At 62.1% G+C, this 11,369-nt stretch carries 15 protein-coding genes; 4 read left to right on the top strand and 11 right to left on the bottom strand.

The window, feature by feature from the left end:
- Positions 1 to 47 precede the first annotated feature (47 nt).
- Both trxA and NKJ91_RS05900 read left to right on the top strand, forming a co-directional pair.
- Positions 48 to 371, top strand: a complete 324-nt coding sequence (gene trxA / locus NKJ91_RS05905) for a thioredoxin (RefSeq protein WP_023677558.1) — start codon at positions 48 to 50, stop codon at positions 369 to 371.
- Positions 372 to 502: 131 nt separating this feature from the next.
- On the top strand, positions 503 to 784 hold the full coding sequence (locus NKJ91_RS05900) for a cupin domain-containing protein (RefSeq protein ID WP_352454802.1): 282 nt from the start codon (positions 503 to 505) through the stop codon (positions 782 to 784).
- Between the two features lie 48 nt (positions 785 to 832).
- On the opposite strand, the gene NKJ91_RS05895 is transcribed toward NKJ91_RS05900, so the two are convergent.
- The 6 genes from NKJ91_RS05895 to NKJ91_RS05870 form a co-directional block, all read right to left on the bottom strand.
- A complete protein-coding gene (locus NKJ91_RS05895; protein WP_352454801.1) occupies positions 833 to 1,252 on the bottom strand; it encodes a VOC family protein in 420 nt (139 codons plus the stop codon).
- Positions 1,253 to 1,313: 61 nt separating this feature from the next.
- Positions 1,314 to 2,639 carry a bifunctional folylpolyglutamate synthase/dihydrofolate synthase gene (locus NKJ91_RS05890; RefSeq protein WP_352454800.1) on the bottom strand — a complete coding sequence of 442 codons (1,326 nt, stop codon included), beginning with the start codon at positions 2,637 to 2,639 and terminating at the stop codon, positions 1,314 to 1,316.
- A gap of 62 nt (positions 2,640 to 2,701) precedes the next feature.
- Entirely contained in the window at positions 2,702 to 3,628 is a 927-nt protein-coding gene (gene accD, locus NKJ91_RS05885) for an acetyl-CoA carboxylase, carboxyltransferase subunit beta (protein ID WP_352454799.1), read from the bottom strand.
- A 37-nt stretch (positions 3,629 to 3,665) separates the two neighbouring features.
- Positions 3,666 to 4,505, bottom strand: a complete 840-nt coding sequence (gene trpA, locus NKJ91_RS05880) for a tryptophan synthase subunit alpha (RefSeq protein ID WP_352454798.1) — start codon at positions 4,503 to 4,505, stop codon at positions 3,666 to 3,668.
- Positions 4,506 to 4,507: 2 nt separating this feature from the next.
- Positions 4,508 to 5,758: a tryptophan synthase subunit beta gene (gene trpB / locus NKJ91_RS05875; RefSeq protein ID WP_352454797.1), complete on the bottom strand. Its 1,251-nt coding sequence runs from the start codon at positions 5,756 to 5,758 to the stop codon at positions 4,508 to 4,510.
- A gap of 33 nt (positions 5,759 to 5,791) precedes the next feature.
- Positions 5,792 to 6,451 (bottom strand): phosphoribosylanthranilate isomerase, encoded by a 660-nt coding sequence (locus tag NKJ91_RS05870; protein WP_352454841.1) that lies wholly within the window; start codon positions 6,449 to 6,451, stop codon positions 5,792 to 5,794.
- Positions 6,452 to 6,618: 167 nt separating this feature from the next.
- Between NKJ91_RS05870 and NKJ91_RS05865 the strand changes: the two genes are divergently transcribed.
- Positions 6,619 to 6,837, top strand: a complete 219-nt coding sequence (locus NKJ91_RS05865; RefSeq protein WP_023718294.1) for a hypothetical protein — start codon at positions 6,619 to 6,621, stop codon at positions 6,835 to 6,837.
- 31 nt (positions 6,838 to 6,868) lie between these two features.
- On the opposite strand, the gene NKJ91_RS05860 is transcribed toward NKJ91_RS05865, so the two are convergent.
- The 4 genes from NKJ91_RS05860 to NKJ91_RS05845 form a co-directional block, all read right to left on the bottom strand.
- A complete protein-coding gene (locus NKJ91_RS05860; protein ID WP_352454796.1) occupies positions 6,869 to 7,336 on the bottom strand; it encodes a hypothetical protein in 468 nt (155 codons plus the stop codon).
- A 3-nt stretch (positions 7,337 to 7,339) separates the two neighbouring features.
- Complete coding sequence (locus NKJ91_RS05855) at positions 7,340 to 8,098, bottom strand: M48 family metallopeptidase (protein ID WP_352454795.1); 759 nt, start codon at positions 8,096 to 8,098, stop codon at positions 7,340 to 7,342.
- Between the two features lie 97 nt (positions 8,099 to 8,195).
- On the bottom strand, positions 8,196 to 8,684 hold the full coding sequence (locus NKJ91_RS05850) for a DUF2852 domain-containing protein (RefSeq protein ID WP_352451639.1): 489 nt from the start codon (positions 8,682 to 8,684) through the stop codon (positions 8,196 to 8,198).
- Positions 8,685 to 8,942: 258 nt separating this feature from the next.
- The gene (locus NKJ91_RS05845; RefSeq protein ID WP_352454794.1) at positions 8,943 to 9,407 is read right to left on the bottom strand and encodes an Lrp/AsnC ligand binding domain-containing protein; all 465 of its coding nucleotides are present in this window, start codon (positions 9,405 to 9,407) and stop codon (positions 8,943 to 8,945) included.
- A 169-nt stretch (positions 9,408 to 9,576) separates the two neighbouring features.
- On the opposite strand from NKJ91_RS05845, the gene NKJ91_RS05840 reads away from it, so the two are divergent.
- Positions 9,577 to 10,590: a 1-aminocyclopropane-1-carboxylate deaminase gene (locus tag NKJ91_RS05840; RefSeq protein WP_352454793.1), complete on the top strand. Its 1,014-nt coding sequence runs from the start codon at positions 9,577 to 9,579 to the stop codon at positions 10,588 to 10,590.
- A gap of 2 nt (positions 10,591 to 10,592) precedes the next feature.
- Here NKJ91_RS05840 and NKJ91_RS05835 read toward each other — a convergent pair whose 3' ends face one another.
- A complete protein-coding gene (locus NKJ91_RS05835; RefSeq protein ID WP_352454792.1) occupies positions 10,593 to 11,360 on the bottom strand; it encodes an alpha/beta hydrolase in 768 nt (255 codons plus the stop codon).
- Positions 11,361 to 11,369 lie beyond the last annotated feature (9 nt).

The following is an 11,369-nucleotide window of genomic DNA, read 5'->3' as shown; positions in this document are numbered from 1 at the left end:
GATCACCACCACATTTGGTGCGACGAACAAATCGAAAGGATGTCAGCATGGCCACCGTCAAGGTCGACAAGAGCAATTTCCAGGCCGACGTGCTCAACGCCAAGGAGCCGGTCGTGGTCGATTTCTGGGCGGAATGGTGCGGCCCGTGCAAGATGATCGCCCCGGCGCTCGAGGACATTGCCATCGAACTCGGCAGCAAGATAAAGATCGCCAAGCTCAACATAGACGAGAATCCTGAGCTGGCCGCGCAGTTCGGCGTGCGCTCGATCCCGACACTGATGATCTTCAAGGGCGGCGAAGTCGCCGACATGAAGGTCGGTGCTGCGCCGAAAACGGCATTGTCGCACTGGATCAACGGCAGTCTCGCCTGATCCGATCAAAATTTTGCAGAAAAGCCCGGCCTCGCGCCGGGCCTTTTTTGCTGGCGTCATTGGTGGGCCGCTCTGGCACTCGCGGCTTGCCGCCCGGTATTCTTCTCTTCTGAATTCAAAGGAGAAGCGATATGACCGGATCCGCCAAGGCCACCGTCTTCATCGACAATGAGCGCGTCATCGTCACCGAATACCGCTTCGCCCCGGGAGACAACACCGGCTGGCATCGCCATGGCCACGACTATGTGATCGTGCCGTTGACCGACGGCAAGGTGAAGCTCCTGACCAAGGATGGCGAATCCTTTGCCGAGATGAAGAAGGGCACGCCGTATTTCCGCAACGAGGGCGTCGAACATGACGTCATCAGCGCAAACGATGGCGAATTCGCCTTCATCGAGGTCGAGCTGAGGTAGTCCACCTACCATCGGCTGCGCCGCTACAATTGTCCCGGCGAGGCGCGATCACCAATCCGCGATACGATCGCCACCGACGAATTGTGCGCTTTTCTCAGTATATTCAAACAGTTCGATCTTCACGCCGTTGGGGTCGCGGATCCAAGCCTGGTAGGTGTCATCGCACGCGCGTTTCTTTGAAGTGACATCAACGCCCTTTGACCTCAGATGGGCGATCGCGGCGTCGATGTTTTCCACTTCGAGGCAGAAGTGGTTGATCTGGTTCAAGTCGCCATAGCTGGCGCCGTCTTTCTGGAACACCTCGACATGGCTACGGCTGCCGCAATTGAGGTAGAAGCCGAAAATCTTCCCGTCGCGCAGGAAATTGAACTGGGTGTCCATGCCGAGGACGTCCCGATAGAAGCTTCGCGTCATCTCCAGGTCATTCGCGAAAATGCAAACGTGAGCGAGCTGCTTTACCTTGATCATGATTGGCTCCTCGCGGTGGTCTGATAAATGTGGCGTCACCGTGGCCCGGCTGAAGCACGCCTCAAACCGGCGGCGTGCCGTTTTCGGCCAATACCGCGCCGGCCAGGTAAAGTGACCCGCCAATCAGGATGCGCGGCGGCGGTCCGTCCCATGTGTCGCGCAGCAGCATCAGCGCATTGGCGACGGAACTGACCGGTTCGGCCGACAGGCCGGCCTCAATGGCGCGGGTCGCCAGCTCGTCGTTCGGCACGCCCGCGTCGCTCAGGCTCACCGGCACGGTGTAGACATGCCGGACCAGCCCTTTGAAGGCGCGGAAATAGCCGCTCTGGTCCTTGGTGTTGATCATGCCCGAGATCAGGAACAGCGGACGCGGGTTCTTTTCCTCCTGCTCGGCCAGCGCCTCGGCGACGACCACGCCAGCGCCGGGATTGTGGCCGCCGTCGAGCCAGATGTCGGCGCCCTTCGGCGCCAGTTCGCTCAGCCGTCCTTGCGGCAGCTTTTGCATGCGGCCCGGCCAGGCAACATTCGCCATCGCCTTCTCGGCAGCGCGGTGGCTGATCTCGAAGCCCGCCGCCTTGACCGCCGCGATCGCCGCCGCCGCATTGGCGAATTGATGGCGCCCCGGCAGGCGCGGCGGCGGCAGGTCCATCAATCCGTCTTCGTCCTGATAGACCATGCGGCCGTTTTCCTCATAGGCAAGGAAATCCTGGCCATAGACGAAGGCGGGGCAGTCGAGCCGCTCGGCGGTTTCGATGAGCACCTGCTGCGCCGTCTCGCTTTCCTGCGCGCCGATGACGACCGGGCATCCGCGCTTGATGATGCCGGCCTTTTCGGCGGCGATCAGCTCGACGCGGTCGCCGAGATAGGCTTCGTGGTCGAGCGACACCGGCATGATCACCGACGCGGCCGGCTCGGCGATGACATTGGTGGCGTCGAAGCGGCCGCCAAGGCCAACCTCGAGGATGACGGCATCGGCCGGATGTTCGGAAAACAGCAGGAAGGTGACGGCGGTGAGGATTTCGAAGACGGTGATCTTCTGGCCTTGATTGGCTTTGGCGACGCGGGCGATGGCTTCGGCGAAGACCTTGTCGTCCACCAGCCTGCCGCCGGCATCTGCGGCCAGCCGGTAGCGCTCGTGCCAGTTCACCAGATGTGGCGAGGTGTGGACGTGGACGCGGTAGCCGGCGGCTTCGAGCAGCGCCCGTGAAAAAGCAGCACAGGAGCCCTTGCCGTTGGTGCCGGCGATGTGGATGACCGGCGGCAGCTGGTCCTGCGGATTGCCGAGCCGCTCGAGCAGCCGCGAAATGCGGTCGAGCGAAAGGTCGAAGCCCTTCGGGTGAAGCGCCATCAGGCTTTCGATTTCGCGGTCGGCGGCAAGCGTGGTCATGAAGGAATCCTACGCGCGCGCACAACGGCACACAACAGCCGCTCGCGCCGCGTGATGTCGCGTCAGGCTTGCGGCCGGGCTTCGGCCGGTATCGCCACCGGCGGCAGGATTTCCGGCTCCCGCGGGTTTTGCTCTTCCGGCAGCTTGAGCAGCATTCTCAGCAGCCGCGCAACCGTCTGGCGCATCTCCAGCCGCGACACCACCATGTCGACCATGCCGTGTTCCATCAGATATTCGGCGCGCTGGAAGCCGTCGGGCAGCTTTTCGCGGATGGTCTGCTCGATGACGCGCGGTCCGGCAAAGCCGATCAGGGCGCCGGGCTCGGCAATATGCACGTCGCCCAGCATGGCGTAGGAGGCGGTGACGCCGCCGGTTGTCGGGTTGGTCAGGACGACGATATAGGGGAGGCTGGCCTCCTTCAGCCTGTCAACGCCGATCGTGGTCCGTGGCAGCTGCATCAGCGACAGGATGCCTTCCTGCATTCGGGCGCCGCCGGAGGCCGCAAACAGGATCAGCGGCCGCTTGCGCTGCAAGGCGACCTCGAAACCATGCACGATGGCGTCGCCGGCCGCCATGCCGAGCGAGCCGCCCATGAAGGCAAAATCCTGCACCGTCACCACCACCGGCAGGCCTTCGACCGTACCCAGCGCATTGATGATGGCATCTTCCAGGCCGGTCTTGGCCTTGGCATCCTTCAGCCGGTCCACATAGCGCTTCTCGTCGCGGAACTTCAGTGGATCCTGCACCACCTTGGGGTTTTCCAGTGTCTCGTATTTGCCGTCGTCGAGGAAGAATTTCAGCCGTTCCTTGGCCGAGATCTTCATGTGGTGGCCGGAGGACGGGATGACGAACTGGTTCTGCTCCAGATCCTTGTGGAACACCATTTCGCCGGTCTCGGGATCCTTGATCCACAGGTTTTCCGGCATGTCGGTGCGGCGGCCGAGCATCGAATTGATCTTCGGACGGACGTAATTGGTGATCCAGTTCATCGCTTCGGCTCCTGTCCCTTAAGAAGACGTAGGAAGATTATTCGGCCGCAGCAAGGCGAGCCGCGCGAACCCCTTGCGAAAGCCCGCTGACCAGCGTGGCGACGGCCTCGGCCGGATCGGCGGTCTTTTCGGCCTTCGGCCCGAGCACGTTGGCGACGGCATTGACAATCGCGGTGCCGACAACGACGCCGTCGGCCGACGCGCCGATGGTGCGCGCCTGCTCTGCGGTCTTGACGCCGAAGCCGACGCAGACCGGCAGGTCGGTATGGCTCTTGATGCGCTTAACCGCTGCCGCCACCTTGCCGGTGTCGGCCAGCGCCGAACCGGTGATACCGGTCATCGACACATAATAGACGAAGCCGGAGGTGTTCTGCAGCACCTTGGGCAGGCGCTTGTCGTCGGTGGTCGGCGTCGCCAGCCGGATGAAATTGATGCCGGCCTTGAGTGCCGGGATACAAAGTTCCTCGTCCATTTCAGGCGGCAGGTCGACGACGATCAGCCCGTCTATACCGCTGGCCAGCGCATCGCTCAGGAAGCGCTCGACGCCGTAGATGTAGATCGGATTGTAATAGCCCATCAAGACGATCGGCGTTTCACTGTCGCCGGCGCGGAATTCCGAGGCCATCTTCAGCGTCTTGACCAAGGTCTGGCCGCCCTTCAGCGCCCGCAGGCCGGCCGCCTGGATCGCCGGGCCGTCGGCCATCGGATCGGAAAACGGCATGCCTAACTCGATGATGTCGCTGCCGGCGCCGGGCAGCGCCTTCATTATCGACAGGGACGTGTCGTAGTCCGGATCGCCGCCCATGAAATAGGTGACGAGTGCCGGTCGCCCCTCGGCCTTCAGCTTTGCCATGCGGCGGTCGATACGGGTGGCCATGATCAGATCTCCATGCCCAGCATATTGGCCACCGTATGCACGTCCTTGTCGCCGCGGCCCGACAGGTTGACGATGACGATCTGGTCCTTGTCCATATCAGGCACGATCTTCACCGCCTGTGCGATGGCATGGGCCGATTCCAGCGCCGGAATGATGCCCTCGACGCGTGTCGTCAGCTGGAACGCCTCCAGCGCCTCGTCGTCGAGGATCGGCACATAGTCGACGCGGCCGGAATCGCGCAGCCATGAGTGCTCCGGCCCAACGCCGGGATAGTCGAGGCCGGCCGAGATCGAGTGGCCGTCCATGATCTGGCCGTCGGCGTTCTGCAGGAGGTAGGTACGGTTGCCATGCAGCACGCCGGGCGCGCCGGCACTCATCGAGGCGCAATGCTCGATGCCGTCGAGCCCGCGGCCGCCGGCTTCGACGCCGATGATGCGGACCTGCCTGTCATCGAGGAAGGGATGGAACAGGCCGATAGCGTTGGAACCGCCGCCGACACAAGCGATGATGGTGTCCGGCAGCCGGCCTTCCTGCTCGAGGATCTGGGCGCGCGCCTCGGTGCCGATCACCGACTGGAAGTCGCGCACCAGCTCCGGATAGGGATGCGGGCCGGCGGCGGTGCCGATCAGGTAATAGGTATCCTCGACATTGGTCACCCAGTCGCGCAGGGCCTCGTTCATGGCATCCTTCAGCGTGCCGTGGCCGGCCGTCACCGGCCGCACCTCGGCGCCCAGAAGCTTCATGCGAAAGACGTTGGGGCTTTGCCGGGCGACATCGGTCGCGCCCATATAGACGATACAAGGAAGCCCGAAGCGCGCCGCCACCGTAGCGGAAGCGACGCCATGCTGGCCGGCGCCGGTCTCTGCGATGATCCGCGTCTTGCCCATGCGCTTGGCGAGCAGGATCTGGCCGAGGCAGTTGTTGATCTTGTGCGAGCCGGTGTGGTTCAGGTCCTCGCGCTTGAAATAGACCTTTGCGCCGCCGCCGTGGCCCTTCGCCGAGGACACCTCACGAAGATGCCTGGTCAGGCCTTCGGCGAAATAGAGCTTCGACGGCCGCCCGGCGTAATGCGTCGAGAGATCGGTCAGTTCGGCCTTGAAATCCGGGTCGTTCTTGACCTCGTTCCAGTGCCGCTCCAGCTCAAGGATCAGCGGCATCAGCGTTTCGGCAACGAAACGACCGCCAAAAATGCCGAACATGCCCTGCTCGTCGGGGCCGGTGCGGAAGGAATTCGGTATCGCCGGCTTGTCCATCGCCGATCTCCTGGTCTGTGGTTTGAAGCGCGGTCAGGCGGCGCGGTTGTCGCGTGCTGCCCCGACGGCCCGGAAAAACTGTTCGATCAGCGCCGGTTCCTTGATGCCCGGCGCGCTCTCCACGCCCGAGGAAACATCTATTCCGGGCGGGTTCGCCAGCCGAAGGGCGTCGCCGATATTGCCGGCATTGAGCCCTCCGGAAAGCATGTAATCGACGCCGGCGTCAAGGCCGGCCAGAACGCGCCAGTCGAAGGCAAGGCCGTTGCCGCCCGGCAATTCCGAACCCTTAGGCGGCTTGGCATCGAACAGGAAGCGGTCGGCAATGCCGATGAAGGGTTTGACCCGCCCGAGATCGGCGGCCTCGCTGACCGGCAGCGCCTTCATCACCGGCAGGCCGTAGCGCGCCGTCAGATCGGCCACCCGGTCGGGTGTTTCGGCGCCGTGAAGCTGCAGCATGTCGGGCTGCATTTTTTCGACGATCTCGTCCAGGAACGCATCGCCGGCGTCGACCGTCACCGCAACCGCCTTGGCCTTGCCGCGCGCCGCTTCGCGCAGGCGGCCGGCTTCCGCCGGCTCGACGTAGCGCGGGCTTTTGGCAAAGAAAATGAAGCCGACATGGCTGGCGCCGCCGGCCAATGCCGCGGCCAGTGCCTTGTCGGTCTTCAACCCGCATATCTTGATGTCGAGCGCCATGGCGCGGGATTGGCACGAAACGGCCAAAGAGTCGAGAAAAAGCATCCCGTTTGCCGCCAGCGCGGAACGCGCTACCTTGCTAATGTAAGAGCGCAACGCGCTACCTTGCTAATCTAAGAGCGCAACGCGCTACCTCGCTCAGGCACTAAGGCGGGAGAACAAAGATCATGCCGGAAAAGACCGTCGCGGAACTCAGGCAAAAGCTGGCGCAGGCCCACGAGGTCATCGCTCATTTGATGGACAAGGCAGCCTTCAATGGCGCCGAGGCGCACCGGGCGCTGGCTTATTTCAGCAACGATGGCTTCGAGAAGGATTTCTTGCCCTGGCCGCGCCATGTCGATGAGGGGTTGCGGCCGGAGGAGTTGAACGCGGCGAATGACGATTGAGCAATTGAGCCCTGATCAAAAGCGCACTCTGTCAATGGAGTGTTCCTCCTCTCAACGCGCGACTTAGGTTGTTCATGGCCTCCAACGGAAAGTCATGTTTGCGCCAGTTTTCCTTGTAACCTTCGAGGCCATGTGTGTTCAAAACCTCACGCGCGGCACTGAGAACTGCTTCTGCGAACTCTCGCAACCCGGATGTGGCTTCAAGTTTCACCTCGCCGAAGTCGTCTGGCTCGTCAGACCAGATTTCTGAAAATTCCAGTATCTGCACTCTGACAAAAGCGCCTTCCGGCACCAGTACGAAGCGATACTCACCGGGTTCATCACAGAAGCGTGCGACCGAATACCTGGTGCCTTTCAGCGCGTTCAGCGTGGCGCCAAGCAGCTCGTTGAGGGCATCGCCCAGATAAGACGCCGACACGGTCGCCTGAAGGTCCCCAACCGTGACATCGCACATCGCCCAGCCCGCTCCAATCAGCCGGTATTCGATCCGCGCAGGCATCAATCACTCGAACGCGATCGCCTGCAGCGCGCCGCCATTGCGCTTGAGCCAATCCTTGCAGCGCTCGGTATCCGGGCAAAGCTGCTCGCATAGTTTCCAGAATTTCGGGCCGTGGTTCATCTCCTTGAGATGCGCCACCTCATGCGCGACCAGGTAGTTTATCACCGGCCGCGGCGCCATCATGATGCGCCAGGAAAACGACAGATTGCCATCCGACGTGCACGATCCCCAGCGGCTCGACGTATCCTTGAAGCGGATCGCCTTGGCGCGCTTGCCGACCGCCGCACTGTGTTTGGTCACCAGCGCTTCGATCTCGCGCTTGGCTTCGCGCTTCAGGAAATCGGCGATGCGGCGCGGCAGATGCACGCGTTCGCCATGCACGATCATCAGCGGCCCGCGATCGTCGCGCGACAGCGTGACGGTTCCGCGTTTCGACGGTTCATGGACGATGCGATGCGGCACGCCGCGCACCGGTACCTTGATGCCGGGCCGCACTTGCGGCCGGTTGGGTACCTTGGCCAGCCTTTGCTCCAGCCAGTCCTGATGGCGGTCGAGGAATTTTTCCACCTCGCCGCGGCGCAGCCCCGGCGGCACGGTGATGCGCAGACCACGGCCGCCGGAATCGATGCGCAGCGTCAGGCGCCGCGCCCGGTCGTTCTCGACGATCTTGAGCGGCAGCGTGCGGCCGGCAACGCAATGCTCGCGCTCCACGACGGGCGTGGGCTTGGGTTTCGTCGGGGTGCGGAAGAAGCCGAAGGACATTCCGGGACGATACGTGATTCGAGGGAAACGACTAGAACAAAAAAGAAACGGCGCCGCTAACGCGACGCCGTTGGATTATCTATCTGGGCACGGGACCTTACTCGTCGAGCAGGCCTGGCGTGGAGTTGCCGCCGCGTTTGTTGTTCGTCGTCGAGCCAGTTGACCCACCCGTCGTGGGCGACGTCGACTTGTTGCGGTTGGCCATGAAGCGATCGAACTCTTCCTGGTCCTTGGCGCGGCGCAATTCGCGGGCATATTCATCGAACTCGCTCAGCATCTCGTCGAGCTTGCGGCGTTCCTCGGCAAGCCGCTCGAGTTCCTTTTCGCGCCAGTCGTCGAAAGCGACGTTGCCGGTGCGTGCGGAGCCATGGCCCCAGCGCGCGGCCCTGTCGGAACCGCGGCGGCAACCGGCGAAGATGCCGTCGGTGGCGCGGTTGACGTCGCGCTTGAAGCCCTCGAGCCGGTCGCCCCAGATGATGTAGGCGAGCATGGCTAAGCCGAGCGGCCAGAACACCATGAACCCGATCACCATCAACGCGATGGTCGCCGGCGTCCAGGCCGGACGGATCAATGCAGATGTGTTCATTTCTCCCAATCCTTCAGTTGGAGACAGCCAATTCCGGCTGCGTGGAATCGAAATGGGATGAAGAAAACGGCGATTCAAGACAGCAGCCGCCAAAACCGGACAAGCGGCTGAAATGATTATCGCTTTTTGAGCTTTTCGAGGAAAAGAGCAGCCAGACCCCGTAAGGGGGCAATGTCGCCGACGGTTCTGCAGTGAAAATCCAGCGCCGATCGCGTCTGCTGGCTGAGTGCAATGGTTTGACGCTTCGAAGCCGTCCGTTCAAAAATCCAGAGGCGCATTGTCGACGACCTCTTTCATCACGAAGAAGGTTCTCGTCTGGCGAACGCCAGGCAGTGCGATCAATTGGTCCCCGTGGATTCGGTTGAAATCCGCCATGTCACCAACCCTGATCTTCAGAAAATAGTCGAAGTCGCCTGCCACCAGATGGCAGTCGAGGATGAATTTCAGCTTGGCGACGGCCTTTTCGAATTCCGCGAAACTCTCCGGGGTCGAACGGTCGAGTACGACGCCAACCATCACCAACGCGCCTCTGTCGACCTTCTGCGGGGTCACCATCGCCCTGACATGGCTGATGTAGCCTTCATCGAACAGGCGTTGCGTCCGGCGGTGGCACGTCGCCGGGCTAACAGCGACCGACTGCGCCAGCTCCGCATTGGTCAGTCGCCCATTGCCCTGGAGCAGGCGCAACATTTTCAGGTCGATCCGGTCGAGCGCTGCGCGCATGAAAGATTCTTCCGTTATTCGGATTAAGACTCGAATATATATGACATTTCAATGCCATGAAGCGATATTTTGGATATTCTGGGCTCGATCTTTGAGAGCACATTTCAAGGCAGAGCTGATAGTGTTCATCGCACCACACCGCAATGAATGGAACAAGCGAGGCACTCTCATGCTCGAGAAATTCGAACGTTATCCGCTCACATTCGGGCCGACCCATATCGAGAAACTGGAGCGGCTTGGTGGTCATCTCGGCGGGAAGGTCGATCTCTATGCCAAGCGGGAGGATTGCAATTCCGGCCTTGCCTTCGGTGGCAATAAACTGCGCAAGCTCGAATACATCGTCCCGGACGCGATCGCCTCAAACGCCGATACGCTGGTGTCGATCGGTGGCGTCCAATCCAACCATACGCGCATGGTGGCGGCCGTCGCGGCGAAGATCGGCATGAAGTGCCGCCTCGTGCAGGAAAGCTGGGTGCCCCACGAGGACGCCGTCTACGATCGCGTCGGCAATATCCTTTTGAGCCGGATCATGGGCGCTGATGTCCAGATGGTCGATGAGGGTTTCGACATCGGGATTAGGGAAAGCTGGGAACAGGCAATCGCGGATGTGAAGGCCAAGGGTGGCAAACCCTATCCAATTCCGGCCGGGGCTTCGGTACACAAATATGGCGGCCTGGGCTATGTCGGCTTTGCCGAGGAGGTCCGCGCGCAGGAGAAGGAGCTCGGCTTCGCCTTCGACTACATCGTCGTTTGTACCGTCACCGGTTCGACTCACGCCGGCATGCTGGTCGGCTTCGCCAAGGACGGCCGCGAGCGCAAGGTGATCGGCATCGACGCATCCTGCACCCCGGCGCAGACCAAGGCGCAAGTGCTCAAGATCGCGCAGAGCACCGCGACGCTGGTCGAACTCGGCAAGGATCTCGATGAGAACGATGTCGTCCTGATCGAAGATTATGCCTATCCGGTCTACGGCGTCCCCTCGCAGGAGACGAAGGAAGCAATCCGTCTCTGCGCGCGTCTTGAAGGCATGATCACGGATCCGGTCTATGAGGGAAAATCCATGCAGGGCATGATCGATCTCGTGAGCAAGGGTTATTTTCCCAAGGGATCGAAAGTGCTCTACGCCCACCTTGGCGGCGCTCCGGCCATCAACGGATATGCTTATACGTTCCGCAACGGCTGAATCTATCCCGCCTGCCGCACCATCGCGTCCACCGCCCGCACCAGCATGTCGAGATCCTGCGGCCGCGACAGGCGGTGGTCGCCGTCCGGAATGAGCGACAGCGTGACGTCGTCGGCCGGCAGCAGGCTGACCAGCTTCAGCGCATGGCTCGACGGCACGTCGGGATCGGCCAGCCCTTGCAGGATGTGGACCGGACAGTGCGTGTCGATCGGCCCGGTCATCACCCGGTTGTTGCGGCCGTCCTCGATCAGTGCGCGCGTGTAGATGTACGGTTCGGCGGAATAGTCCGACGGCTCCTCGAAAAAGCCCTTTTTCCTGAGGTTGCGCTTCTGCGCCCCGGTCAGCACCGGCTCCACCAGTTCGAATGTGAAATCGGGCGCCGGGGCCAGCAGCACAAGGCCGGCGACGCTGTTCTCGCCCGCCTTGCGCAATTCCTGCACCATGCGCAGCGCGATCCACGCGCCCATCGACGAGCCGACCAGGATTTGCCTGCCCTGGGTGAAACGGCGGTAAACGGCCAGGCTCTCGCCCAGCCATTTCGAGATGGTGCCGTCGGCAAAGGCGCCACCCGATTCGCCGTGGCCGGAATAATCGTGGCGGAGAAAGGCGCGGCCTTCTTTGCGCGTCCATTCCGACAGTGTTTCGGCCTTGGTGCCCAGCATGTCCGATTTGTAGCCGCCAAGCCAGACGATACCGGGCTCGGCACCTGCCGCATGCCTGACGGCGATGCTCGTCCCGTCGACGTCCAGGAAGATCGGGGTGGTGCTCATGGTGTATTC

The sequence above is a fragment of the Mesorhizobium sp. M0040 genome, assembly GCF_040323505.1.
Lineage (GTDB): Bacteria > Pseudomonadota > Alphaproteobacteria > Rhizobiales > Rhizobiaceae > Mesorhizobium.
Note: the sequence above shows the minus strand (reverse complement) of the source record. Positions and strands in the feature narration are given on the sequence as shown.

Coding starts and splice junctions, on each gene's coding strand:
- trxA (WP_023677558.1), top strand. CDS start 48: ATGGCCACCGTCAAGGTCGACAAGAGCAATTTCCAGGCCGACGTGCTC.
- NKJ91_RS05900 (WP_352454802.1), top strand. CDS start 503: ATGACCGGATCCGCCAAGGCCACCGTCTTCATCGACAATGAGCGCGTC.
- NKJ91_RS05895 (WP_352454801.1), bottom strand. CDS start 1,252: ATGATCAAGGTAAAGCAGCTCGCTCACGTTTGCATTTTCGCGAATGAC.
- NKJ91_RS05890 (WP_352454800.1), bottom strand. CDS start 2,639: ATGACCACGCTTGCCGCCGACCGCGAAATCGAAAGCCTGATGGCGCTT.
- accD (WP_352454799.1), bottom strand. CDS start 3,628: ATGAACTGGATCACCAATTACGTCCGTCCGAAGATCAATTCGATGCTC.
- trpA (WP_352454798.1), bottom strand. CDS start 4,505: ATGGCCACCCGTATCGACCGCCGCATGGCAAAGCTGAAGGCCGAGGGG.
- trpB (WP_352454797.1), bottom strand. CDS start 5,758: ATGGACAAGCCGGCGATACCGAATTCCTTCCGCACCGGCCCCGACGAG.
- NKJ91_RS05870 (WP_352454841.1), bottom strand. CDS start 6,451: ATGGCGCTCGACATCAAGATATGCGGGTTGAAGACCGACAAGGCACTG.
- NKJ91_RS05865 (WP_023718294.1), top strand. CDS start 6,619: ATGCCGGAAAAGACCGTCGCGGAACTCAGGCAAAAGCTGGCGCAGGCC.
- NKJ91_RS05860 (WP_352454796.1), bottom strand. CDS start 7,336: ATGCCTGCGCGGATCGAATACCGGCTGATTGGAGCGGGCTGGGCGATG.
- NKJ91_RS05855 (WP_352454795.1), bottom strand. CDS start 8,098: ATGTCCTTCGGCTTCTTCCGCACCCCGACGAAACCCAAGCCCACGCCC.
- NKJ91_RS05850 (WP_352451639.1), bottom strand. CDS start 8,684: ATGAACACATCTGCATTGATCCGTCCGGCCTGGACGCCGGCGACCATC.
- NKJ91_RS05845 (WP_352454794.1), bottom strand. CDS start 9,407: ATGCGCGCAGCGCTCGACCGGATCGACCTGAAAATGTTGCGCCTGCTC.
- NKJ91_RS05840 (WP_352454793.1), top strand. CDS start 9,577: ATGCTCGAGAAATTCGAACGTTATCCGCTCACATTCGGGCCGACCCAT.
- NKJ91_RS05835 (WP_352454792.1), bottom strand. CDS start 11,360: ATGAGCACCACCCCGATCTTCCTGGACGTCGACGGGACGAGCATCGCC.